The sequence below is a fragment of the Ruminococcus sp. SR1/5 genome, assembly GCF_000209835.1.
Lineage (GTDB): Bacteria > Bacillota > Clostridia > Lachnospirales > Lachnospiraceae > Blautia_A > Blautia_A fusiformis.
Map to the genome: position 1 here is coordinate 1,006,832 of NC_021014.1, position 24,050 is coordinate 1,030,881.

19 protein-coding genes, 1 tRNA gene, 3 pseudogenes and 1 other annotated feature are annotated in these 24,050 nt (G+C 46.0%); of the genes and pseudogenes, 4 read left to right on the top strand and 19 right to left on the bottom strand.

Features of this window, described 5'->3' with window-relative positions; all coding sequences use genetic code 11:
• The 8 genes and pseudogenes from CK1_RS05175 to pta form a co-directional block, all read right to left on the bottom strand.
• Positions 1-848, bottom strand: a pseudogene (locus CK1_RS05175) (GHKL domain-containing protein); the annotation flags it as partial.
• A gap of 3 nt (positions 849-851) precedes the next feature.
• On the bottom strand, positions 852-1,454 hold the full coding sequence (locus tag CK1_RS05180; protein WP_147419579.1) for a hypothetical protein: 603 nt from the start codon (positions 1,452-1,454) through the stop codon (positions 852-854).
• A gap of 235 nt (positions 1,455-1,689) precedes the next feature.
• Complete coding sequence (locus tag CK1_RS05185) at positions 1,690-2,739, bottom strand: MATE family efflux transporter (protein ID WP_015525239.1); 1,050 nt, start codon at positions 2,737-2,739, stop codon at positions 1,690-1,692.
• An 85-nt stretch (positions 2,740-2,824) separates the two neighbouring features.
• Complete coding sequence (locus CK1_RS18045) at positions 2,825-3,055, bottom strand: MATE family efflux transporter (protein WP_015525240.1); 231 nt, start codon at positions 3,053-3,055, stop codon at positions 2,825-2,827.
• Between the two features lie 96 nt (positions 3,056-3,151).
• Positions 3,152-3,334 carry a 50S ribosomal protein L32 gene (gene rpmF, locus CK1_RS05190; RefSeq protein ID WP_015525241.1) on the bottom strand — a complete coding sequence of 61 codons (183 nt, stop codon included), beginning with the start codon at positions 3,332-3,334 and terminating at the stop codon, positions 3,152-3,154.
• Between the two features lie 3 nt (positions 3,335-3,337).
• Entirely contained in the window at positions 3,338-3,865 is a 528-nt protein-coding gene (locus tag CK1_RS05195) for a YceD family protein (RefSeq protein WP_015525242.1), read from the bottom strand.
• Positions 3,866-4,115: 250 nt separating this feature from the next.
• A complete protein-coding gene (locus CK1_RS05200; RefSeq protein WP_015525243.1) occupies positions 4,116-5,306 on the bottom strand; it encodes an acetate/propionate family kinase in 1,191 nt (396 codons plus the stop codon).
• A gap of 27 nt (positions 5,307-5,333) precedes the next feature.
• Positions 5,334-6,341 carry a phosphate acetyltransferase gene (pta, locus tag CK1_RS05205; RefSeq protein ID WP_015525244.1) on the bottom strand — a complete coding sequence of 336 codons (1,008 nt, stop codon included), beginning with the start codon at positions 6,339-6,341 and terminating at the stop codon, positions 5,334-5,336.
• 399 nt (positions 6,342-6,740) lie between these two features.
• On the opposite strand from pta, the gene CK1_RS05210 reads away from it, so the two are divergent.
• Complete coding sequence (locus CK1_RS05210; protein ID WP_015525245.1) at positions 6,741-8,015, top strand: tRNA(Met) cytidine acetate ligase; 1,275 nt, start codon at positions 6,741-6,743, stop codon at positions 8,013-8,015.
• A 75-nt stretch (positions 8,016-8,090) separates the two neighbouring features.
• On the opposite strand, the gene CK1_RS05215 is transcribed toward CK1_RS05210, so the two are convergent.
• The 10 genes from CK1_RS05215 to CK1_RS05260 all read right to left on the bottom strand — a co-directional run bounded on the left by CK1_RS05215 (position 8,091) and on the right by CK1_RS05260 (position 18,824).
• Positions 8,091-9,251, bottom strand: a complete 1,161-nt coding sequence (locus tag CK1_RS05215) for a pyridoxal phosphate-dependent aminotransferase (RefSeq protein WP_015525246.1) — start codon at positions 9,249-9,251, stop codon at positions 8,091-8,093.
• 218 nt (positions 9,252-9,469) lie between these two features.
• Positions 9,470-10,258 carry an ABC transporter ATP-binding protein gene (locus CK1_RS05220; RefSeq protein WP_015525247.1) on the bottom strand — a complete coding sequence of 263 codons (789 nt, stop codon included), beginning with the start codon at positions 10,256-10,258 and terminating at the stop codon, positions 9,470-9,472.
• Positions 10,259-10,261: 3 nt separating this feature from the next.
• A complete protein-coding gene (locus CK1_RS05225; RefSeq protein ID WP_279030718.1) occupies positions 10,262-11,188 on the bottom strand; it encodes an ABC transporter permease in 927 nt (308 codons plus the stop codon).
• 57 nt (positions 11,189-11,245) lie between these two features.
• A complete protein-coding gene (locus CK1_RS05230; protein ID WP_306288778.1) occupies positions 11,246-12,259 on the bottom strand; it encodes an ABC transporter substrate-binding protein in 1,014 nt (337 codons plus the stop codon).
• A gap of 143 nt (positions 12,260-12,402) precedes the next feature.
• Positions 12,403-12,653: a binding site (T-box leader), on the bottom strand.
• Positions 12,654-12,711: 58 nt separating this feature from the next.
• Positions 12,712-14,076 carry a PFL family protein gene (locus tag CK1_RS05235; RefSeq protein WP_015525248.1) on the bottom strand — a complete coding sequence of 455 codons (1,365 nt, stop codon included), beginning with the start codon at positions 14,074-14,076 and terminating at the stop codon, positions 12,712-12,714.
• Between the two features lie 70 nt (positions 14,077-14,146).
• Positions 14,147-14,419: an ACT domain-containing protein gene (locus CK1_RS05240; protein ID WP_015525249.1), complete on the bottom strand. Its 273-nt coding sequence runs from the start codon at positions 14,417-14,419 to the stop codon at positions 14,147-14,149.
• Positions 14,420-14,432: 13 nt separating this feature from the next.
• Complete coding sequence (locus CK1_RS05245; protein WP_015525250.1) at positions 14,433-15,230, bottom strand: MBL fold metallo-hydrolase; 798 nt, start codon at positions 15,228-15,230, stop codon at positions 14,433-14,435.
• Complete coding sequence (coaE, locus tag CK1_RS05250) at positions 15,217-15,816, bottom strand: dephospho-CoA kinase (protein ID WP_015525251.1); 600 nt, start codon at positions 15,814-15,816, stop codon at positions 15,217-15,219. Before coaE ends, CK1_RS05245 begins: the two co-directional genes overlap by 14 nt.
• On the bottom strand, positions 15,817-18,456 hold the full coding sequence (polA, locus tag CK1_RS05255) for a DNA polymerase I (RefSeq protein WP_114002554.1): 2,640 nt from the start codon (positions 18,454-18,456) through the stop codon (positions 15,817-15,819).
• A 2-nt stretch (positions 18,457-18,458) separates the two neighbouring features.
• Positions 18,459-18,824 (bottom strand): anti-sigma factor family protein, encoded by a 366-nt coding sequence (locus CK1_RS05260; protein WP_265190655.1) that lies wholly within the window; start codon positions 18,822-18,824, stop codon positions 18,459-18,461.
• A 212-nt stretch (positions 18,825-19,036) separates the two neighbouring features.
• On the opposite strand from CK1_RS05260, the pseudogene CK1_RS18765 reads away from it, so the two are divergent.
• A pseudogene (locus CK1_RS18765) lies at positions 19,037-19,907 on the top strand (DegV family protein).
• Positions 19,908-20,172: 265 nt separating this feature from the next.
• On the opposite strand, the gene ftsH reads toward CK1_RS18765, so the two are convergent.
• Positions 20,173-22,032 (bottom strand): ATP-dependent zinc metalloprotease FtsH, encoded by a 1,860-nt coding sequence (gene ftsH, locus CK1_RS05270; RefSeq protein ID WP_502685122.1) that lies wholly within the window; start codon positions 22,030-22,032, stop codon positions 20,173-20,175.
• Positions 22,033-22,259: 227 nt separating this feature from the next.
• Here ftsH and CK1_RS05275 point away from each other — a divergent pair.
• A tRNA-Leu gene (locus CK1_RS05275) sits at positions 22,260-22,341 on the top strand.
• A gap of 77 nt (positions 22,342-22,418) precedes the next feature.
• Positions 22,419-23,794, top strand: a pseudogene (locus tag CK1_RS05280) (MATE family efflux transporter).
• Positions 23,795-24,050: the final 256 nt, after the last annotated feature.

Sequence of the window (24,050 nt, forward strand, 5' to 3'; positions counted from 1 at the left end):
CCTATAATACAATCCTCAAGCCGGATCATGCAGGAAAGGATCAGATAATAGATCATAGTTTCCAGGGCATACCAGGGCTTTGTGGGAAGAAGAAAAAAATTATGTACCAGGGAGCATAACGAATATCCTGCCACACAGAGACAGACCAGATTAAAAATAGCAAATTCTTTTGTCCTGGTTCTGACATGTACCATAAGAGTCCCAAACATGATACAGATACAGAACGCAATGGCACAGCCGCTTCCGAGTACCCGCAGTCCTCTCTGTATGCTTACACGAACCGGAGATCCCAAAACCGGAATAGCCTGGATTCCGGATCTGATATGGCTTTTGTCTGCTACTGCTATGACAATCTCCACAACCCCGGATCCCTGAAACGTAAAAACACGGTTCATGACCCGGTCCATATAGGTTTTTTCGTCAGGATCCCCCACTTCCCCGGCCAGTTCTCCATTGATATAGATTCGGTATGCGGAAAAAACCTCCGCCATAGATATCGCCCAGATTTTTTCCTCTTCGGGCAGGATCAGAAACATCCGGTATGTCCCACATCCATACGTAGAAGCCTCTTTATTCCCCAGCTCCATTTCATTACGTTCTCCGATCGAAATATAACAACTGTAATATCCTGGATCCTTTTTCAGCATCTCAGGTGTAAGCAGCTTTCCCGGAAAATATTGCCATTCCCTGGCAAGATAATGTAGCTTTGCCGCCGCATCTTTATCATCCAGACAAAGGATTCCCTGAATGGGCTGCTCGCCTTTCGCTGTATATTCATTATTTATGAGATACATCATAAAAAAGCAGTCATAGATAACACCACAGTAAGTCCAAAGATCAGGATCCATTGCCTACTTTTCTCCTTTATGACTGTCACCTCGCTTTCCGGATCTGCTTCGGATTCCTACGATCAGCACTGTTATCATTGTTGCTGTCGTCAGGACTGCCACTGCAAAAGGATTCTCTTCTATATCATCTATTTTCCGACCTCTTACGCAGAAGATTCCTGTCTCGTCCGTGTCAACGATCAGAAGATCCTGCTTTTTATCCAGGAATGTCTTTAGTTTTCTTCCTCTGGAATCCGTAATTTCCATAGTTTCCGGACCTCCGTTGGGAAACATCGCTTTTACCGGTATCATGATCCGGCTCCCCGGAATATCCGTGATCTTCTGAGTGCCTTTATAGATCTTTATTTCATATGAATGATTGGAAACCTTTTGTACCAGTGCCTGTATTGTACCATTCTCTGCTACCTTCCAACTTTGTGCCACAGAAGCAGGGATACGAAGACTGATTCCTTCTTTTTCAAAATTTATATCTCCCATATATTTCAGGATAAGATCCAGACGTTTTCCACTGATCACAGTCCATTTTTCAGTAACAACTTCTGTTACCTTTCTGGCCGGCTGCTGCACTTCAGGTTCAGCCCGTACAGTTCTCGCGTTATAAATCATACCGACACACAGCGCAATAACTTCAAGTATCAACCAAAAACCATATCGTATTGTTTTTTGCAGATTATACATATCTGGTCATCCCCATTACATATGTTTCATCTATCTGCATCCAGAATACCTCTTTTTCAGCTTTCAGGCAATCAAATCTATACGTAATAAATCGACATCTTTCGAACAAAACAAAGGTGCTGATCACTGCTATTACACAGAATCAGCACCTTTTCATATATCGTTATTTCTTTTTCTGCATACCTGGAAATCGCCGAAAATAATAGATGACAAACAGTACCGCAGTAATTATCCAGGACACCGGATAACTGAGCATGATACTGTCGATCCCCGGATGAGATCTTACAAAGGCAAACAACCAGATGATACGTAAAAGACAGACTCCTCCACAGGTCAGGATCATAGGAACCAGTACTCTTCCGGCACCACGCAGCGCTCCGGAAATAATTCCGATCACAACATAAATAGCATAGGACGGAATCAGGAAACGGATCATATGCACCCCAATGTCTACAACCACCTGATCTGTTGTAAACAAATGGTAGATCGGATTTGCGAACAGAATAAGTGCTCCGCTTACAATAAACGCCGAAATGTATGCCATCACCATACAGACGCGGACACTTTTTCGCATGCGGTGGTATTTTCCGGCACCATAATTCTGTCCCACAAAGGTGGTAATTGAGATGGCAAAAGCATTGCATACCATCCAGAACACCGCATCAATCTTTCCCATAGTTCCCCAGGCTGCCACTGTGTCAGTCCCCAGTTCATTGACAAAAATCTGAATGGTGAGATTGGCAATATTATACATCACCGATTCCAGTCCTGCCGGAAGTCCAATCCTGAGAACTGCCCCCAAAGACCGGAGATCAAAACGGATCTCATGAAATTCCAGACGATAAATATCCTCTGCGCGCATCAGGAACCAGGTTACAAGGATGGCACTGACTGCCTGGCAGCTGACTGTTGCAAGTGCAACACCGAGGACTCCCATATGGAAGATCACTACAAATACAACATCCAGCAAAATATTCAACAAACAGGTAATGATCAGCACATAGAGCGGTCTTTTGGAATCTCCTACCGCTCTTAGGATACTGGATACCATGTTGTAGACCAGATTGAAAAATGTTCCCGCAAAATAGATATGCAGGTACAGCACAGAATCGGGAATTACTTCTGCCGGTGTTTTCATCAGGTGAAGGATCGGCTCAGCCAGGATAAAACCTGCTGTTCCCACAATAATACTGGCAGCCAGGCAGAAGATCATGGATGTGTGAAGTGCTTTTTAAGGTTTTTGTGGTCTTTCGCTCCGTAAAACTGAGAAATCACTACAGACGCACCGGAACATAAACCTACAAAAAACCTACGATGAGATTCACGATCATACTGGATGAGCCTCCTACTGCTGCCAATGCTTCTTTTCCCACAAAGCGGCCTACTACAACTGTATCGGCAGTATTGTAGATCTGCTGGAACAGAGTTCCAAACAAGATCGGAAAAAAGAATATCAGAAGCTGCTTCCAGATCACACCCTCTGTGATCTGGTTCACGGCGGTATTTTTCTGATTCTTGTTCTGTTTCATATTTTTTTATTTCCCCCCAGAGTATAAAAAAAGCCGGTATACTTATCTCAGCATACCAGACTCTTTTCGCATCATATATTGACTGTCTAATTAAAATTAGTCCTCAACTTTGATGATTTCCTTCTTATTGTAGCTTCCGCAAGCTTTGCAAACTCTGTGTGGCATCATAAGTGCTCCACATTTGCTACATTTAACAAGGTTCATAGCGCTCATTTTCCAGTTCGCTCTTCTCTTGTCACGTCTAGCTTTGGAAGATTTGTTCTTAGGACAAATGGACATAGGTTACACCTCCTTAAATTTACTGAATATATCACTGATAGCTGCCATGCGGGGATCCTTAGGCTCCTCCTTGCATCCGCAGGGACCTTCGTTCAGGTTCTTCCCGCAGCGGCTGCAGATACCTTTACAGTCTTCTTTACATAAGACCTTTAAAGGCCAGCATATCAATACCTCAAGATAGACCAACCGGTCCACATCCAGGTTCATACCTGTGAGATAGCTGCTTTCATCCAGATCATTGACACGCTCTTCATCAGAAAGCTTCATATCGAGCTTCTTCTTAAATTCCAGCGGTATCTCGACGGCTACTGTCTCAAGACAGCGGTCACATGGAATGCCCACTGTGATCTTACCAGTTCCTGTAAGCTCAAGAACCTTATCACCGGTATTGGTGATCGTAAGCTCTACCGGTTCCTTCGCAAGTACCGGAAAACTTCCCATCTGAAAATCAATCTTCTCCAGTTCAGGAGCAACTGATTCCTGGATCGTCTTGCCATCACAGGAAGAAATGTCTAATAAATGAATCTGCATAAGTCTCTCCTATCCACACTCAATCCATTATACATATGGTCTTGTGATTTGTCAACGTTATTTTCGGGAAAATATTACATTTTTTAATTTTTTGTTACTGTTGGCTTAATCAGAAATTCGGGGTAAATTACGGGGGTGGACCTTTAATTGTCCGCCCCCCGAATGTATACTGCTGATCCACAGTAATATATAATTCTGCCTGATTACCGATCATGCCCGAACGGTTCTGTACCGGTACTGAAACAGCTGATTATACCAGTGCTACAGTCTCACGGCAGATTGCAAGCTCCTCGTTTGTCGGGATAACTGCAACCTTAACCTTGGAGTCCGGTGTGGAGATCACGATTTCCTCGCCACGATGTCCGTTAGCATCTTTGTCAAGTGTTACGCCAAGGTATCCGAGATAGCTGACAACCTTCTCACGTACCGGGATCGCATTCTCACCGATACCTGCTGTGAAGACGATCGCGTCAACACCATTCATTGCTGCAACATATCCGCCTACGAATTTAGCGATGCTATAGCAGAGAACGTCGATGGCATTAGCTGCATCCTCGTTTCCGCCTTCAGCTGCCTCGTTGAGGTCACGGAAGTCGCTGGAAAGTCCGCCGGAAAGTCCGAGAAGACCAGATTTCTTGTTGAGTACATTCATAACGCCCTCAATGTCCAGGTTCTCTTTCTTAGCAATGAACTCCATGATAGCCGGATCGATGTTACCGGAACGAGTTCCCATAACAACACCTTCAAGTGGTGTAAGACCCATTGTTGTATCTACACATTTGCCATTTACAACTGCGCTGATGGAAGATCCGTTTCCAAGGTGGCAGACGATAACTTTGGAGTTGTCTTTGTCAAGGCCAAGGAAATCAACAGCTCTCTTGGATACGAAGCTGTGGGATGTTCCGTGGAAACCGTATCTTCTTACTTTATATTTCTTGTAGAAGTCAAGCGGAAGTCCATAAAGATATGCTTTAGCAGGCATTGTCTGATGGAAAGCGGTATCAAATACGCCTACCTGTGGTACGCCTGGCATAAGCTCTGCACATACACGGATACCAATGAGGTTAGCCAGGTTGTGGAGCGGTGCAAGGTCATTGCACTCTTCTACTGCTTTGATCATCTCGTCTGTGATCACTGCAGAAGAAGCAAATTTCTCGCCTCCGTGTACGACACGATGTCCAATCGCATTAACCTCTTTAAGGCTTCCGATTGCACCTGTTTTATCGTTTGTAAGAGCATCCAGTACCATCTGGATCGCTTCTTTATGTGTTGGCATAGCTGCCTCTGTGATCTCTTTGTCACATCCGGCTTTCTGATATACCAGTCTTCCGTCAATACCGATTCTCTCGCAGAGACCCTTTGCAAGTACATTCTCTGTCTCAGAATCGATTAACTGATATTTTAATGAAGAACTTCCACAGTTGATAACTAATACGTTCATGATTTAACTCTCCTGATCTTTTAATAATTATTTATCCTCTGCCTGGCACTGTACTGCTGTGATCGCTACAACACCTACGATATCATCTGCAGAGCATCCGCGAGACAGGTCGTTTACAGGTTTTGCGATACCCTGTGTAACAGGTCCGTATGCTTCTGCTTTACCAAGACGCTGAGCAAGCTTGTATCCGATGTTACCTGCATCAAGGTCAGGGAATACCAGTACGTTAGCTTTACCTGCTACTTCGCTTCCCGGTGCTTTGGATGCGCCTACGCTTGGAACGATAGCTGCATCAAGCTGGAACTCTCCGTCAAGTTTAAGCTCCGGATGCTCCTCTTTGGCAATTCTTGTAGCCTCTACGACTTTATCTACGTCAGGATGCTTTGCACTTCCCTTAGTGGAGTGGGAAAGCATAGCTACGATCGGCTCCTCCTGAACAAGAAGCTTAAAGGACTCAGCAGAAGATGCTGCGATCGCAGAAAGCTCATCCGGAGTCGGGTTCTGGTTCAGACCGGAATCAGCAAATACGAATGCACCGTTTGCACCATACTCGCAATCCGGAACAACGATCAGGAAGAATGCGGATACAAGCTTGGTTCCCGGTTTTGTCTTCAGGATCTGAAGGCATGGACGAAGTGTATCTGCTGTAGAATGGCATGCACCGGATACCATACCGTCTGCATCCCCCATCTTAACCATCATTACGCCATAGTATGGGTACTGAGTATGAAGGATCTCTTTCGCTTTCTCAGGTGTCATTCCCTTCTTTGCTCTCAGCTCTACAAATTTATCAATATATGCCTGAGTTCTGTCAGATTTCTCCGGATCTACGATCTGTGCACCGGAAATATCAAAGCCGCCCTCTGCAGCTTTCTTGTTGATCTCTTCCTCATTACCGATGAGGATGATCTTTGCAACTCCCTCTTTCAGAATCTTGTCAGTTGCCTCAAGAGTTCTCATATCCTCTGTCTCTGGCAGTACAATTGTTTTTACGCTTTCTTTTGCTCTTTTTTTAAGCAGTTCAACAAATCCCATGATTAAATGGCTCCTTTCTTGATGTAACAAAAACGCTAGTGTCTGTTCGGGCACTACACTATGTTTATTATACCCCCTTACCCTTTTCTTTTCAAGCGTTTCATTGTCAGAAAATGGCTATACTGCGTATTTTTTGAAGTGCAATTGTTACTGTTTACCGACAATGTTCTGCGATGTGTTTTTTGTGGATAAAGATCACAGATGGCCCGAGGATTTCGGCGCATGATCATAAATTTGCGTGATTTCTGTATCTCACAAAGGGTGTTGCCGGGCCCAGAGCGGACAGCAACATTCGGTTTTATGGCAGCAAAACAGATTTCGAATGCCGCTTAACTTTTTACATTGCTTATGTTAAAATAGCACCATTATAATTTTCAGAAATGGCAGGTACTTTTTTATATGAAAGTTGTTGGAATCATTGCAGAATATAACCCATTTCACAAAGGTCACGAATACCAGATCCGCTATGCCCGGGAGATCCTTGGTGCTGATTATATTGTGATCGCCATGAGCGGGGATTTTGTCCAAAGAGGGGCTCCTGCCCTTATGGAAAAACATCTCCGGGCTGAGATGGCTCTTCTCGGAGGCGCCGATCTGATTCTGGAAATGCCGGTACAGACAGCAACGGCCAGTGCGGAAGGATTTGCCGCAGGTGGCGTAAGCCTTCTTGACGGGCTTGGTGTTGTAGATGAGCTATGTTTCGGAAGTGAATGCGGAGATACAGAGACTCTTATGAATATTGCACAGATTCTTGTAAAGGAACCGTTTGAATACCGCAAACTCCTTCAGCAGAATCTTCGTACCGGAATGAGTTTTCCTGCTGCAAGAAGCAGTGCTTTGATCCGTTACATGCGAGAAAAAGCCACTTCCGTGCATAACACATTCGACGTTTCATCAGAACATATTGAACTCATTCTTTCTTCTCCCAATAACATCCTGGGAATCGAATACTGCAAAGCGCTTCTCCGTCTTAACAGTTGTATCCTTCCTCATGCACTTTTAAGAAAGGGAAGTGGTTATCATGATACGGATTTTTCTCTTCTTTCCGACGAAGAATTTCCCTCTGCTTCCGGCATCCGGAGCCTTATGAAAAAATCCGAAGGAACTGTGCAGTCTGCTGATCTTTCCCGGTTGATCCCTTCTGCTTCCCTTCCGGGATTCCTGGATTCTCTCAAAAAAGGAGCATGGCTTTCTGACTCAGCACTGGATCTTCCTCTGCATTACAAACTGCTTCTGGAATCCGAAGAAACTTTAAAAATGTATCCGGAGCTTTCGGATGCACTGATCCGGCGTATCCTGAAATCCCGAAATCAATATGAAGGTTTTTCCCAGTTTGCGGATCTTTTGAAAACACGGGATATTACCCGTTCTGCTATCTGCCGCAGCCTTGTCCGGATCTTTCTTGACCAAAAAACAAAAGCACCCGGACACATTCCCTATGCCCGGGTACTTGGCTTTCAAAAAAGCAGCGCTCCGCTTCTCAGCCAGATCAAGAAAAACTCCTCGATCCCGCTGATCACCAAAGCCGCCGATGCATCTGCGATCCTCGATGAAACTGCGCTTCGACTTTTTAATGAAACCTGTGCGGCTTCCAATCTTTACGAAATGCTTCTCTACCACAAAACAGGTCAGCCTTTCATCCACGAGATGAAAAAGCCGCTGCGGATCATTTAAGCTCCACAGCGGCTTGAACGCTGATAAGTAATCTTTTCATGGCTTGAGATCGGATTTTGAACAACTTTCAGTTATTCAGTTTAATCCGCTTTTTCGGATCGCTTCCACTGCTTCCCGGATCTTCTCCGGCGGAAGTACCAGGGCGAAACGTACGTAGCCCTCTCCGTGGGGACCAAAGCTTGCTCCCGGAGTCACGATGACGCCGGCCTTTTCCATCAGTTCCATGCAGAATGCCATGCTGTCGGTGCGGCCACCCGGGATCTTCGCCCAGACAAACATGGTGCCTTTTCCATTTGGAAGTTCCCATCCGATATCACGAAGTCCCTGGCAGAGAGCATCTCTTCTCTCCTGGTACTTCTGACACTGTTCTTTTACGCTGTCCAGCGGTCCCTGAAGTGCTGCAATAGCTGCTTTCTGAAGCGGCAGGAACATGCCGAAGTCGATCTGGCTTCTCAATTTGCGGAGCGCTGCGATCACATCCGGCCGGCCTACCAGAAAGCTAAGTCTTGCGCCTGTAACATTGAAGGATTTGGAAAGACTGAAAAATTCCACTCCAATATCTTTCGCTCCCGGAGTGGCCAAAAAACTTCCTCCAAATGCCCCGTCAAAAATAATATCGCTGTACGCATTATCATGAATGATCAGAATATCATATTTTTTCGCAAATTCCACGATTTCTTCGTAAAGTCCCGGAGTGGCAATGCTTCCTACCGGGTTGGACGGCAGGGATACTACCATATATTTAGCCTTATTCGCTATTTCTTCCGGAATTCCCTTTACATAGGGAAGAAAATCATGTTCTGCAACCAGCGGATAATAGTAAGGAACTGCTCCTGCCATCAGACTTCCTGCTGCAAATACGGGATAGCACGGATCCGGAAGAAGTACTGTATCTCCCTCATCACAAAGCGCCATGCCAAGATGCCCCATTCCTTCCTGACTTCCATAAACAGTCATTACCATGTCCGGTGTCAGTTCCACATCAAAACGTTTCTTATAATAAATACAGACTGCATCCAGAAGCTCCGGCAGATCACGGAGACTGTATTTCCAGTTGTTGTCATCCATAGCTGCTTCCGCTACAGCTTTCTTGATATATTCCGGAGTCTTGAAATCCGGAGTTCCCACACTCATGTTATAGATCTTCATGCCCTGTGCTTCCAGCTCCATACGTCGGTTGTTCAGAGCAGCAAAAATTTCATCTCCAAATCGGTCCAATCTTTTTGAAAACTGCATATCATTCGTCCCTCTTCCATAATAAAATCAAACGGATATTCGCAATCCGCTTCGCTACTTGCTCATAAATGAAATCACAAAGTGATTTCATTTATTTTATCACGGTAACGTGACATACTCAAGAATTTTCATAAAAAAAGAACCATCACCGGTGTAAAGCAGCTATTCATTTTCCACTTTACACATGATCGGTAACGGTTCTTCATTATTTATTCCGTTTATTCAGACAAAAGAATACGGTCATTATCCAAAGCCTTGCCCACTCCCGTTTTAAATTTCTCAAGAAGGCCATCCACGGTCATATCCTTCTTCTCTTCCCCTCCGATATCCAGCACGATATTGCCGGAGTCCATCATCAGGATACGGTTACCAAGATCAATTGCTGACTGCATATTGTGTGTGATCATCAGACAGGTCAGCTGATTTTCTTCCACGATCCGTCTGGTGAGATTAAGGACTTTCTCAGCAGTTCCCGGATCAAGGGCTGCAGTATGCTCGTCCAGAAGAAGTAATTTCGGCGGATTCATGGTTGCCATCAAAAGCGTCAGCGCCTGTCTCTGTCCACCGGAAAGAAGACCTACCGGATGGCTCATCCGCTCTTCCAGCCCAATGTCCAGCTTCTTTAATTCCTCACGAAAACGCTCTTTTTCCTGCCGGGTCGTGCGGGAAAGCCACCCACCCTTGCCGGCTGCAAGTGCAAGATTCTCTTCGATCGTCATTCCCGGTGCAGTACCACGCATCGGATCCTGATAAAGACGTCCGATCTCTTTTGCGCGTGCATGCTGCGGCATAAATGTGATATCCCTGCCATCCAGCTCGATCGAACCGGCATCTGTAAGAAAATCACCGCAGATTGCATTAAAAAGTGTTGATTTTCCTGCACCATTGGAACCGATGATCGTAGCAAAGTCGCCTTTTTTCAGTTCCAGGGAAAGATCTGTGATTGCCTTTTTTTCGTTTACGGTTCCCGGATTAAATGTTTTTGAAATATGGCTGATTTTTAGCATGGATCATCTTCCTCCTTTTGTATGAGTCATTCTTCTTCGGATCTGCGGCCACTGTTTCTTAAGATACGGACCGGAAATTGCAAGAACAACGATCACAGAGGATACCAGCTTCAGCATAAATGCCGGCATATTGAACCGAAGTGCGATGGTATACACAAGGCGGAAGATAAAGGAACCAAGCACCATTCCCACCGCTCTCACAAAAATTCCTCCATGTCCGAGAAGGGTACCTCCGATCAGCAAGGATGCCAGTGCGATGGTAACCATTCCCTGACCGATGTTGATATCTACGGATTTCTGTGACTGAGACAGAAGACATCCGGAAAGTGCGGTAAATGCATTTGCCACGCAAAGGCCGATCACCGTTGTAAAGACCGGATTGATGGAGGAAGATTTTACCATATCAGAATTATTTCCGGTTGCCCGGATCGCAAGGCCAAGTCTTGTTTTCAGAAAGAATACCAGAAATACGATCACGAGGATCACTGCGATGGCTGCAATGAGGATATCTTCCCTGCCTTTTAACGGTGTACCTGCAAGCGCATCCTTCATCATGGTAAATACTGTGGTCGTCCGATTCATATTGATCAGGGATGACCCTCCCATGACCGCGATATTTACGGAATATAATGCAGTATTTACAATAATACCTGCAAGCAGGCTATCTACTCCCAGCTTCGTCTGCAGGATAGCCGTTACAAATCCTGATGTAACACCTGCTGCCATGGCTGCCGCAATGGACAGAAACGGATGTCCGCTTACAGCAACTACGGCTCCTACAGCGGCCCCGAAGGTAAAGCAGCCATCTGTAGAAAGGTCGCAGACATTCAGCATGGAATAACTAAGGAACAAAGCAAGAACTGTCAGAGAACAGATCAGTCCAAGCTTCAGGGCAGTCTCCCCGAGGGAGAGCATAGTTGCAATCGTCACAGTGATTTCCTCCAATTGGATTTATTTCATAACTGCTCACAAAAGTGAGCGGTTAATTTATTTTGATTCTACTTCATCAAAGCTTTCTGCAGTTGTGATCTCATTTACCTGTGTGCAGAGAGGCTCAAATGCCTTCTTTACGGTATCGAAATCAAGTCCAAGTGCCTTGCAGGTTTCTGTATTAACTGTTGCAGTACCATTGTCAAAGGTTTCAACAGCTGTTTTAGACGGATCCGCATTATCTATCAGAATGTCAGCGATCATATCGGCTGTTTTCTGTCCCAGATTTGCATAATCAACACCATATCCTACAAAGGCACCATTTAATGCAAAGGAGTCGGCACCTGTGTAGTGCGGGATTCCTGCGTCGATGAATTTTTCATAAATAGAAAGTTCTGCTGTCATGATGGTGTTGTCCGTAGGTGTAAATACGGCATCCACACCGTCAGCGATCAGTGCATCTGCTGCGAGCTGGACTTCATCGGTAGTGGTTCCGGTACGCTCTACATATTCGATTCCCTCTTTATCCAGATAATCTTTTGCTTCCTGGATCGCTGTTGTGGAGGAATCCTGTCCGACATCATAGAGAAGACCGATCTTCTTTACATCCGGATTCTGTGCCTGGATCAGCTTCATGATAGAAGAAGTATCCAGGTAATCGCTAGTTCCTGTGATATTTGCACCAGGAGCATCCAGAGAATCTACAAGACCGGAGCCAACCGGATCAGATACTGCGGAGAAAACAACCGGTGTATCGCTTCCCTCTGTAGCGGACTGCATACGCATTGCTACTGGTGTAGCCACACCAACCATCAGATCAACCTTATCCGCCTGAAAATCTGAAATGATCTGTTCCATAACACTGGCATCTGCATTACAGTTATCATAAGACACATCAAATGTGACACCCTTTTCTTTGCCAAGCTCCTCCAGACGGGACTGGATGTTGTCTACGATCTGGTTCAGGGAAGCATCATCTACATAATTGCAGATGCCCACTTTAAAATCCTCCGCCATAACCGGGCTTGTCATCATCATAGTTGTTGCTGCTACTGCTGCGATCACTAACATTCTTTTTTCATGGTTTTGTTCTCCCTTCTTATTTCCGCTTATGATTACCTTTTGTACACCTTGCGGTCTGCTTTTCCGGAACAACTTTCATGCGACAGAATCGCTTTTCCTGTAACACAAAAACCGCCCCAAGCTTATATCATGCTTGAGACGGTAATAAAAGTTCTTTATTATCGCGGTACCACTCAAATTGACGAATCGTCCACTTTCCGGTGTACTAACATACACTCCTCATTGGTAACGGGTTCGGTTCCCGTCGGCGCCTACTGTACAGATAAATAGTTCGGGCCGCCCTCGAAAGTCCATTCAACATCTGGTCCCCTGCGGATTTCCACCATCACCGCTCTCTGTGAAGCTTCCTGAAATGTTTACTTCTCTTTCTCACTGGTTTGTTTTTTAAGTTGTGTTTACTTTAGCACATCAACGTGAGTCTGTCAAGCCCAAAAATAAAATTAATTCTTAAAGCTGTGGATCGGTGCCGGGATCCTTCCACCTCTCTGTACAAATGCATCACAGGAGAAGGAATTTACAGGCATGATCGGAGCATAGCCAAGAAGACCTCCGAACTCAACCGTTTCGCCCACACCCTTACCGATAACCGGGATGAGACGTACTGCAGTTGTCTTCTGATTTACCATACCGATAGCAGACTCATCTGCAATGATACCTGCCAGTGTAGTCGCCTTGGTATCTCCCGGAACTGCGATCATGTCCAGACCAACAGAGCATACACAGGTCATGGCTTCCAGCTTCTCCAGAGTAAGCGCTCCCTCGTTTACCGCATCGATCATTCCCTGATCCTCGCTGACAGGAATAAAGGCACCACTTAATCCGCCCACAGCAGCTGCTGCCATAACGCCGCCTTTCTTCACCTGGTCGTTGAGAAGTGCAAGCGCTGCAGTTGTTCCAGGTGCACCGGCTCTCTCAAGGCCGATCTCTTCCAGGATCTCAGCTACGGAATCACCGATAGCCGGTGTCGGTGCAAGAGAAAGATCCACAATACCAAACGGCACGTCAAGACGCTTGGATGCCTCACGTGCAACCAGCTGTCCAACTCGTGTAACTTTGAATGCGGTACGTTTGATCATCTCGCAGAGAGTTCCGAAGTCCTCGCCACGAACCTGCTCCAGAGCTTTCTTTACAACGCCAGGGCCACTGACACCTACGTTGATGATGCAGTCCGCCTCTGTGACACCGTGGAACGCGCCTGCCATAAACGGGTTATCATCCGGTGCGTTACAGAATACTACCAGCTTGGCACATCCAAGAGAATCCTGGTCCTTAGTAGCCTCTGCTGTTGCGAGGATGATCTCGCCCATCAGCTTTACGGCATCCATGTTGATACCGGTCTTGGTGGAACCAACGTTTACAGAACTGCAGACGCGCTCTGTTTCTGCCATTGCCTGAGGAATGGAGCGGATAAGAAGCTCCTCTGCCGGAGTCATTCCTTTGCTTACCAGTGCAGAATATCCGCCGATAAAGTTAACGCCAACTTCCTTGGCACATTTATCCAGCGTTCTTGCGATGGTCACAAAATCCTCCGGTTTCTTACATGCAGCCCCGCCAACCAGAGCAATGGGTGTTACGGAAATTCGTTTATTTACAACCGGGATACCGTACTCGGTTGCGATCTCATCACCGGTAGCTACCAGATTTCTGGCCTTTGTGGTGATCTTTTCGTATATTTTCTGATTCAGTGCATCCAGGTCAGGATCGATACAGTCCAGAAGGCTGATCCCCATGGTGATGGTACGCACATCCAGATTCTCCTGCTCGATCATTTTATTTGTCTCGTTTACCTCAAAAATATTGATCATTTTATTTTCTCCCTGATGATTGATGTAAAGTAGATATTATATGCATTGGCAATCCGCATTCGCTGCTTGATCATACTCGATGCATCATGTTAAAAATATCTTCATGCTGGCAGTGGATCACAACACCGATCTCCTTGCCCAGATTTTCAAGCTCTTTTGCAAGTTCACCGCCATCCTTTTCACATTTTGCTGTGTCTGCGATCATCATCATGTTGAAGTAACCCTGAACGATGGTCTGAGAAATATCCAGAATATTAACCTGATTCTCTGCAAGATATGTACAAACCTTTGCAATAATTCCTACTGTGTCATTTCCTACTACTGTGATAATTGTCTTCTTCATCGTTTTTTCCTTTCTACACTGTGATTATTTCTGATATGTGATCCCTCTTCGCTACCTGGATCTTAAAATCCCTGGAACGGTACGGGTTGTCACCAAGTGTCACCTCCGAGCACACAGTCTCGTAGGCAAGTTCTTCATAGTTGTTTTCTCTGCTTAAATGGCCAAGAAAAACCGCCTTCAAATTATCATGGAGGATCCGACAGAGCAGACGTCCTGCATTCTCATTGGAGAGATGCCCACGGTCTCCCAGAATCCTCTGTTTGAGATAATAAGGGTATTTTCCAACCTGAAGCATGCGGATGTCATGATTTGCTTCCAAAAGCACTGCATCCAGATTCTCCAGATTTTTTACAATGTAATCATTATATTTTCCAAGGTCTGTGGCAATGCCCACAGAATGCTCTCCACATTCCAGGCGGTAACCCACCGGCTGTGCAGCATCATGGGGAATGGTAAAAGGATTTACCGTCAGGTCCTTGATCCCAAAAGGCTCATCCTCCCGGATCTCGTGGATCAGTCCCTCCGGCATTTTTCCAAGGGATTTCATACGAAGCATGGCATCTGCTGTTCCACCTGTGGTATAGATGGGAATTCCGTATTTTCTGGAAATCACTCCCAGTCCCTTGATATGGTCGGAATGTTCATGTGTGATCAGGATTCCGTCCACATCTTTCCCTGTAAGATCCAGGGAATTCAGGCCTTTTTCGATACTCTTCCCGCTGATCCCCACATCTACCAGAACATGTGCCTCCTCAGATCCCACATAAATACAGTTGCCGCTGCTTCCGCTGGCAATACTACAAAGTCTCATTTCTCTCTATCCCTTCTCTGATCTGTCTCCGGGTACCCTTCAGATCTCCATTATTCTCGATCACATAATCCGTATGTTCTCTGAAAACCTGGTCAGATACCTGGTTTCGGATAATGCCAAGAGATTTCTCTCTGGAATAGCCACGGCTTTCCATCAGACGACGGATCCGGATTTCCTCCTCTGTATACACATACCAGACTTCATCACAGAATTCCTGATAATTCTCTTCCAGAAAAAGAGCAGCTTCCACAACACAGATCTCTCTTCCAGCTTCCTTTTGTTCTCCAAGAAGATCCAGAATTCTCTGCTTTACAGCCGGATGGATGATCCCGTTTAATTTCAAAAGCATATCCTTATCTGTGAATACTACATCAGAAATCCGTCTCCGGTCAATAGTTTTATCTTTTTTTATGATTTCTTTTCCAAACAATGCGATCACCGCATCGTAACATTCTTCCCCCGGTTCCATCAGAATGTGACCAAGCTGGTCTGCCTGGATCACATATGCCTGGAAATCTTCTTCCAGGATTCCAAGTACTGTACTTTTTCCGGCCCCTACTCCGCCGGTTACTCCGATCACTCTCATTTATTTCGCCTCATACCAGCTGTCACCCTGGTGCATATCTACGTCAAGTTCCACTGCAAGGTCTGCCGCTCCCTTCATCTCTTCTTCCAGAATACGGGAAACTTCCTCGATCTCTTCTTTCTTTGTCTCGATCAGAAGCTCATCGTGAACCTGCAGCACCAGTCTTGAACGCAGTCCCTCTTTTTTCATTCGTTCATAAACATGGTTCATGGCTATTTTGATGATATCTGCTGCAGTACCCTGGATAGGAGAGTTCATGGCTACACGTTCTCCGAAGGAGCGCTGCATGAAATTACTGGATCTCAGCTCCGGCACGGGCCTTCGTCTGCCGAACATAGTTGTCACATAACCGTGTTCCTTGCCATCCTTTACCAGACCGTCCAGAAAGCCCTTGATCTTCGGATAGGTCTCGAAATATTTCTCAATATAGGCAGATGCCTCTTTTCTGGTAATACTCAGATCCTGGCTCAGTCCAAAGGAACTGATCCCATAAACGATTCCGAAATTTACCGCCTTGGCATTTCTTCGCTGAAGAGATGTCACTTCATCCAGCGGCACATGAAACACCTGGGATGCGGTGAGCCGGTGGATATCCTCCGCCTCACGATAAGCCTGGATCAGTTTTTCATCACCGGACATATGTGCCAGCACACGAAGCTCGATCTGGGAATAATCTGCATCCAGAAATACAAATCCCTCCTCCGGCACAAAAACCTTACGGATCAGCCTACCCAGCTCCATGCGGACCGGTATGTTTTGAAGATTCGGATCTGTACTGCTGATACGACCAGTTGCTGTGATCGTCTGATTAAAAGTAGAGTGGATCCTTCCATCTTCTCCGATCACATTTCCGAGACCATCTGCATAAGTGGATTTCAGCTTGGTCAGCTGGCGGTACTCCAGGATATCTTTTACGATGGCATGATCCGGCGCCAGCTTATCCAGGATATCCGCCGCTGTGGAATAGCCAGTCTTGGTCTTCTTTCCACCTGGAAGTCCCAGCTTTTCAAAAAGGATCACACCCAGCTGTTTCGGGGAATTGATATTAAACTCCTCCCCTGCTTCCTGCCAGATGGTTTTTTCCAGCTCCCGGATACGGACTTTAAGTTTTTCACCATAGCTCTTAAGCTCTTCACCCTTAACGGAAATCCCCCATTTTTCCATGGAATCCAGGGTAAAGACAAGAGGAAGCTCGATCTCATCATAAACCTTACGCATGCCTGTTTCATCCAGTTTTTCAAGAAGAACCTTTCGGGCCATGCAGGGCACAAACGCCTGATAGCAGGCATAATTTCCAAGGCATTCCAGTTCCTCTTCCCAGGCCTTTTTCAGAGAAGTCTTTCCAAGAAGGTCTTCCTTTGAGGGGAGCATCATACCATCCAGATATTCTCTGGCGATGTCATCATGGGAATAGGAAGATTTCAGCGGGTTCAGAAGATATGCAGCAACCCCCGCATCAAAAACCTTCTTCGGATCATCAAGGGAAACATGTTTGAGAACTGATTTAATATCCATAGCACAGAGCACCGTACTGTCCGCCAGAGTTTTCAGTTTTCCGCAAAGGTAATCCCCTGTGAGAAGTCCTCCTACCGGAATCTGATAGATTTCTTTTTCATCCAGGACCAATCCCACGGTATACACCTGATCCGGATCTGCAAGAACAGAAATACCCACCTGATCTTTCTGCGCTGCTTTTTCAAACAGTGCCTCCACACCGGAAAGATCATTACAGGTAAAAAATTCCAGTTCCATGGAGGAATCTGCTGTCGTAGCCGGATCAAAACGGTTCAGCATGTTCTTAAATTCCAGGCGTTTACACAATTCATATGCCTCCGGAGTATAGGGATTTTCCACTTTCGCTTTTTCGTAGGAAAATTCCAGCGGACTATCTGTGTTGATGGTTGCAAGCTCTTTGGAAAGCTGTGCCAGATCATAATGCTCGCGGAGAGATTCTTTCGCCTTATTAGGCTTTACCTCTTCCAGATGCTCATGAGCATTCTCAATGGAACCGAACTGCACGACCATCTTGGTCGCGGTTTTCTCTCCAACGCCCGGGATTCCCGGAATATTATCGGAGCTGTCGCCCATCAGCGCTTTCAGTTCTATGATCTGCGGCGGCGTTACCTGATATTTCTCAAGAACTTCCGCTGTATGGTAGTTTTCAATGGTTGTCTTTCCCCGGACAGTCTTCGGAAGCCGGATCAGCACCTTATCTGTGGCAAGCTGAAGAAGATCACGGTCTCCGGAAAGAATGGTAACATCCATACCCTTTGCTTCACTTCTTCTGGCGACCGTACCAAGAAGATCATCTGCTTCATAGCCTTCCAGGGACATGATGTTGATTCCCATGGCAGAAAGCATCTCCTTGATCAGCGGAACCTGTTCCCGAAGCTCCTCCGGCATGGGTTTTCGGGTGCCTTTATAGGCTTCATATCTCTTATGCCGGAACGTAGGTGCACTCAGATCAAATGCAACGGTAAGATACTCCGGCTTCTCTTCCTCCATGATCCTGAACATAATATTCAGAAATCCATATACCGCTCCTGTATGACGTCCTTCTGCATTGGTAAGATCCGGCAGACCATAAAACGCACGGTTCAGGATGCTGTGACCATCGATCAGTAATATTTTTTCACTCAAAATCAAATTCCCTCCTTCAGTTCCAGGATCACAAAAACAAGAAAGACCACCAGTGCCGCGATCAGAACGCAGACTGCCACTGCAGCGATCGCTCTGTGAAATTTCTTTTTTCGAATATACCTTCTGGATTTTCGGATATCCTCTTCCAGAAGCTCCTTAAAATCCAGAACAGTATCTTCCTGTTTCTCATCCAGCTGCTGCATGGCCTTATGTACAATGAAATATGTGGCAAGCTCATCGTAGCAGGAGGAACACTTCTCAATATGTTCTAGAAAATCCTCCAGATCATTCAACGGCAACGTATGATCGATATATTTATTAACCATTCCCTCTGCAATACGACAATTCATATTTTCCCTCTCTTTCAAAGCAGCGGATCCTCCCATATGATAAGCCTCTTCTGAGATCCCGCTTCACAATTTGCCCCAGACTGGGGAAATATTTCCCAGAATGTTATATCATTATAGCGAATTAAACGTTGAATGACAAGGGCGGTTTCCTGTGGTATACTTGAGATGTCCCGGTCAGAAAACAGAAAAACTGACCAAATATGAAAATCCAGGCAAGGAGGATCACCATTATGAAATCTATAGCAATCGTTACAGACAGTAACTGCGGCATGTCTCCCGCTCAGGTAAAAGACCTTGGCATCTACATGCTTCCAATGCCGTTTTTTATAGATGATAAGGAATATCTGGAAGACATTGACATGAACCAATCAGAGTTCTTTCAGCATCTTGAACAAAATCCAGGCTGCAGAGTTTCCACATCTCAGCCTACACCGGAATCCGTCACTACCCTCTGGGACAAGCTGCTCAAAGACTACGACGAGATCGTACATATCCCCCATGTCCAGCGGTCTCTCCAGTTCCATGCAGACTGCCCGCATGCTTGCAGAAGACTATGATGGCCGTGTACGTGTCGTAAACAACCAGAGGATCTCCGGAACCTTACGTTACTCTGCCATCGAGGCTATCCAGCAGGCTAAAAACGGTCTCTCTGCCGATGAGATTGGAACTTGGCTGGAAGAAACCCGCTTCGACTCCAGCATCTATATCACTGTAGCTACTCTGAAGTACCTGAAACAGGGCGGCCGCATCACTCCTGCAGCTGCAGCCATCGGAACCATGCTCCGTCTGAAACCGGTTCTGCAGATCCAGGGCGAAAAGCTGGACGCCTTCTCCAAGGCCCGCACCATGACCCAGGCAAAAAACACTATGACTAAAGCCATCAAAGATGACATTGCAGACCGCTTTGGAGAAAAGATCAACCTGGATGTCATCCACTCCCACAACCTGGAAGCAGCCGAAGAATTCCGAAAAGAAGTCCTCACCACCTTCCCGAATATCGGTGAAGTCAACATCTTCCCTCTCTCCCTGAGCGTCTCCTGCCACATCGGCCCCGGAAGTCTGGCCCTCACCTGTTCCAAGGTACACCCGGAAATATGGTAAAGACTAGTCAGAAGCAATCCACATGGCCAGAGCACAGCCGGAGGGAATACTTCTGTATGGCTCTGTCTCTGGAGGAGGGCTGCTAGTCCTTAGGTTCTGGAAATCTGCGTTATTAAAAAAGTTCGGCTGTCTGAGCGGCAACAAGCCGCGAGTTCCGAACTTTTTTAATGGTTTTAGCAGATTTTCAGGGCCTTAGAACTAACACCCAACGGAAGTCGAAGACCATACAGAAGTATTCCCTTCGGCGTCCCTCCCGCCAACATATTTAATTTTCCTGTGTATTCTCAATCTCCACCGGCGCTTCATTCAAGATCTTCATAAACTCCTCACCGGTGATCGTCTCATGCTCATACAGATACTTGGCAATCTCATGGAGCTTTCCGATATTATCTGTAAGGATCTTCGTAGCCTTTTCATGCTCCCGTCTTACAAGCTCCACAACCTTCTTGTCCAAAAGTGTCTGCGTCTCAAAGGAACAGGTTAGACTTGCATCTCCGCCAAGATACTGATTGCTTACATTTTCCATGGCAACCATGTCAAAATCATCACTCATACCATACCTGCTGATCATCGCTCTGGCAATCTTGGTCGCCTGCTCAATATCATTGGAGGCACCGGTAGTAATGGAATGGAAGATCAGCTCTTCCGCTGCACGGCCGCCTGTAAATGTAGCGATCTTATTCTCCAGTTCTTCCTTAGTCATCAGGAAATGTTCCTGCTCATCTACCTGCATGGTATATCCCAGTGCACCGGAGGTACGTGGAATGATCGTGATCTTATGGACCGGTGCAGAATCTGTCTGCTTGGCAGCAACCAGTGCATGACCAACCTCATGATAGGAAACGATCAGCTTTTCCTTATTGGAAAGTACACGGTTCTTTTTCTGATATCCGGCAATAACAACTTCGATGCTTTCTTCAAAATCCGCCTGTGTGGCAAATTTCCGTCCGTCGCGGACTGCACGGAGAGCTGCCTCGTTGACAATATTGGCAAGCTCCGCACCGGAGGCACCGACTGCCGCCTTGGCAATTTCATCAAACCGGACTGTATCCGCAATTTTGATCTTCTTGGCATGAACCTTCAGGATTTCCTCACGCCCCTGAAGATCCGGAAGCTCAACCGGGATCCTTCTGTCAAAACGTCCCGGACGAAGAAGTGCAGGGTCAAGGGAATCCGGTCGGTTGGTAGCTGCCAGGATCACAACACCCTTGGAACCGTCAAAACCGTCCATCTCTGTCAAAAGCTGGTTCAGTGTCTGCTCACGCTCATCGTTTCCGCCGCCCATTCCGGAGCCGTCACGTTTCTTACCGATCGTATCGATCTCATCAATAAATACGATACATGGTGCCTTCTCATTGGCCTGTTTAAAAAGATCACGGACCTTGGCAGCACCCATACCCACAAACATCTCCACAAATTCCGAACCGGAAATTGAGAAAAACGGAACCTCCGCCTCACCGGCAACTGCCTTGGCAAGAAGAGTTTTACCGGTTCCGGGAGGGCCTACAAGAAGGGCACCCTTCGGCATGGAGGCACCGATCTCTCTGTATTTCTCCGGATTATGAAGGAAATCTACAATTTCCGTCAAAAGCTCCTTGGCTTCATCCTCACCGGCAACATCTGAAAATTTGATTCCCGTAGAGGATTTCACATAAACCTTGGCATTGCTTTTGCCAAAGGACATCATTCCTCCCGGTCCTCCGTTTCCCATGGAACTCATCATCTTCTTGCTGAGCCAGCGTCCCAGGAGAATAAAGATTGCGATCGGGAGTACATATCCCAGGATCAGAGATAAAAGCAGGGACTGTCTCTGCGGTGCAGTACCCTCTATACTTACGCCCGCATCGTAAAGATGGGATACAAGATCCTGATCCTCTACAGATACCGTCTTACAATAGACATCATTTCCATCTACCTTCATCGTATAATAGATATAATCAGAATTAATAGTTGCTTCATATACTTTTCCTCTGTCTACAGCTTTCAGGAAGGTGGTGTAATCGGTCTCTTTTACACTTCTCTCAGAAAGAGCAGGAAGAGCAAAAACATTCAGCAAAACAATAATTACGACCGCAATAATGTAATATACATACAGCGGCCGCTTCTCTGGTTTTTTTGAATTCAGATTCATGCAGTCTCCTCCGTTATCTTATAGTATATTGCTATATCCACAGTGCTATATCAAGTGGTACAGCCTTGTAGTACACTCTACCACTTTTTTCAGTCAATTTCAAGGATGCCTCATCCGATTTCATAAACTTTTTAGAATTAAAAATATTTCCAAATAATACCTTTATTCTGAAAAAATCCTTGCAAGCCACCTGATACTGTGCTATTATAATAAATGGTTATGCCGCTGTGGCGGAATTGGCAGACGCACTTGACTCAAAATCAAGCGGAGCGATCCGTGCCGGTTCGAGTCCGGCCAGCGGCATTCGCATAAAAGACCTGACGGAGAAATCTGTCAGGTCTTTATTATATACTATCAAAAAACACGAAAGGAATAAAAAAATGGAAAAAGACAAAAGCTTTTTAGGAACCGAGTCTGTCGGAAAGCTTCTTCTGCAGCTTGCACTTCCTACCGTTGCCGCACAGCTCATCAATATGCTCTACAATATCGTCGATCGTATCTATATTGGTCATATTCCCGGAGAGGGTGCTCTTGCCCTTACCGGTGTAGGTGTATGTATGCCGCTTATTATGGTCGTATCTGCCTTCGCTGCTCTTGTCGGAAACGGAGGCGCTCCCAGAGCCAGCATCTTTATGGGTAAAAATGACACGTCGAAAGCCGAACAGACTCTCGGAAACTGCTTCACCATGCAGATCATCATCTCCCTGATCCTGACTGTTATCCTGTTTCTCGGAAACCGCAGCCTTCTCCTTGCATTCGGCGCCAGTGCAAACACCATCGACTATGCGGTGGGTTACATGAATATCTATGCAGTAGGAACTATCTTTGTACAGCTGACTCTTGGCATGAATAATTTCATCACAGCCCAGGGATTCGCAAAAACCGGAATGCTCTCCGTATTGATCGGTGCGATCTCCAACATTATTCTGGATCCGGTTTTTATTTTCGGATTCCACATGGGTGTCCGGGGCGCTGCTCTGGCAACGGTGATCTCCCAAGCATTTTCCTGCATCTGGGTCCTCTCCTTCCTCTTTGGAAAAAAGACCTTCCTGAAGCTTCGGAAAAGCACCATGAAACTGAAAGCCGATATCATTCTGCCCTGTATGGCTCTTGGCTCTTCTCTCTTTGTCATGCAGCTCAGTGAAAGCGTTATCTCTGTCTGCTACAATTCCTCACTCTTAAAATACGGCGGGGATGTTGCCGTAGGAGCCATGACCATCCTTACCAGCGTCATGCAGTTTGCCATGCTTCCTCTTCAGGGACTTGGTCAGGGTGCACAGCCTATCATCAGCTACAACTATGGTGCACGTAACGAAAAACGTGTACGTTCTACATTTAAGCTTCTTATAAAACAAGTGTTTCTTATTCCGTGATCCTGTGGCTGATCATTATGATCTTCCCGCAGATCTTTGCCGGAATGTTTACTTCGGACAGTACATTACTTGCTTTCACAAAAACAGCGCTCCGGATCTATATGGCAGTTGTGTTTATCTTTGGTATCCAGATTGCCTGCCAGATGACCTTTATCTCCCTTGGCAGAGCCAAAGATTCCATCATTGTGGCTATTGTCCGGAAATTTATTCTGGTCATCCCGCTGATCTATATCCTGCCCAATATTTTCCGTGCTGACCGGACAAATGCAGTTTATATGGCCGAGCCGGTTGCGGATATCCTGGCCGTTACATTTACTGCCATCCTGTTTTTCTTTGAGTTTAGAAAAGCCCTGGCAGAAATCTCCGGCAGCCGGAAGCTGTAACCCTGCATTTGACCACCTTCCGCCCTGCTCGCGATCTTATACCTACCAGACACTTAAACATAAAACAGCCTTCCGGCATCATTACCAAGATGCACAGAAGGCTGTTTTTATATATTTCCGCTATTTTATTTCAATTCGTCTTCATCCTGAAGAAGTTTCTCAAAAACAGGGAAGCAGTCAAAGGTTGCAAAATAATCTCTCGGTGTCTCGGCACGACGGATCATCTCAAAGCTGCCGTCCTCATGAAGAAGGATTT

What these genes read in the sequence shown, in the direction of transcription:
- CK1_RS05220 (WP_015525247.1), bottom strand. Translation starts at nt 10,258, where the DNA reads ATGCTAAAAATCAGCCATATTTCAAAAACATTTAATCCGGGAACCGTA.
- CK1_RS05240 (WP_015525249.1), bottom strand. Translation starts at nt 14,419, where the DNA reads ATGAAGAAGACAATTATCACAGTAGTAGGAAATGACACAGTAGGAATT.
- CK1_RS05245 (WP_015525250.1), bottom strand. Translation starts at nt 15,230, where the DNA reads ATGAGACTTTGTAGTATTGCCAGCGGAAGCAGCGGCAACTGTATTTAT.
- CK1_RS05180 (WP_147419579.1), bottom strand. Translation starts at nt 1,454, where the DNA reads ATGATTTATAACGCGAGAACTGTACGGGCTGAACCTGAAGTGCAGCAG.
- CK1_RS05215 (WP_015525246.1), bottom strand. Translation starts at nt 9,251, where the DNA reads ATGCAGTTTTCAAAAAGATTGGACCGATTTGGAGATGAAATTTTTGCT.
- CK1_RS05200 (WP_015525243.1), bottom strand. Translation starts at nt 5,306, where the DNA reads ATGAACGTATTAGTTATCAACTGTGGAAGTTCTTCATTAAAATATCAG.
- CK1_RS05210 (WP_015525245.1), top strand. Translation starts at nt 6,741, where the DNA reads ATGAAAGTTGTTGGAATCATTGCAGAATATAACCCATTTCACAAAGGT.
- pta (WP_015525244.1), bottom strand. Translation starts at nt 6,341, where the DNA reads ATGGGATTTGTTGAACTGCTTAAAAAAAGAGCAAAAGAAAGCGTAAAA.
- CK1_RS05235 (WP_015525248.1), bottom strand. Translation starts at nt 14,076, where the DNA reads ATGATCAATATTTTTGAGGTAAACGAGACAAATAAAATGATCGAGCAG.
- CK1_RS05230 (WP_306288778.1), bottom strand. Translation starts at nt 12,259, where the DNA reads ATGTTAGTGATCGCAGCAGTAGCAGCAACAACTATGATGATGACAAGC.
- coaE (WP_015525251.1), bottom strand. Translation starts at nt 15,816, where the DNA reads ATGAGAGTGATCGGAGTAACCGGCGGAGTAGGGGCCGGAAAAAGTACA.
- CK1_RS05195 (WP_015525242.1), bottom strand. Translation starts at nt 3,865, where the DNA reads ATGCAGATTCATTTATTAGACATTTCTTCCTGTGATGGCAAGACGATC.
- rpmF (WP_015525241.1), bottom strand. Translation starts at nt 3,334, where the DNA reads ATGTCCATTTGTCCTAAGAACAAATCTTCCAAAGCTAGACGTGACAAG.
- CK1_RS05185 (WP_015525239.1), bottom strand. Translation starts at nt 2,739, where the DNA reads ATGATCTTCTGCCTGGCTGCCAGTATTATTGTGGGAACAGCAGGTTTT.
- CK1_RS18045 (WP_015525240.1), bottom strand. Translation starts at nt 3,055, where the DNA reads ATGAAACAGAACAAGAATCAGAAAAATACCGCCGTGAACCAGATCACA.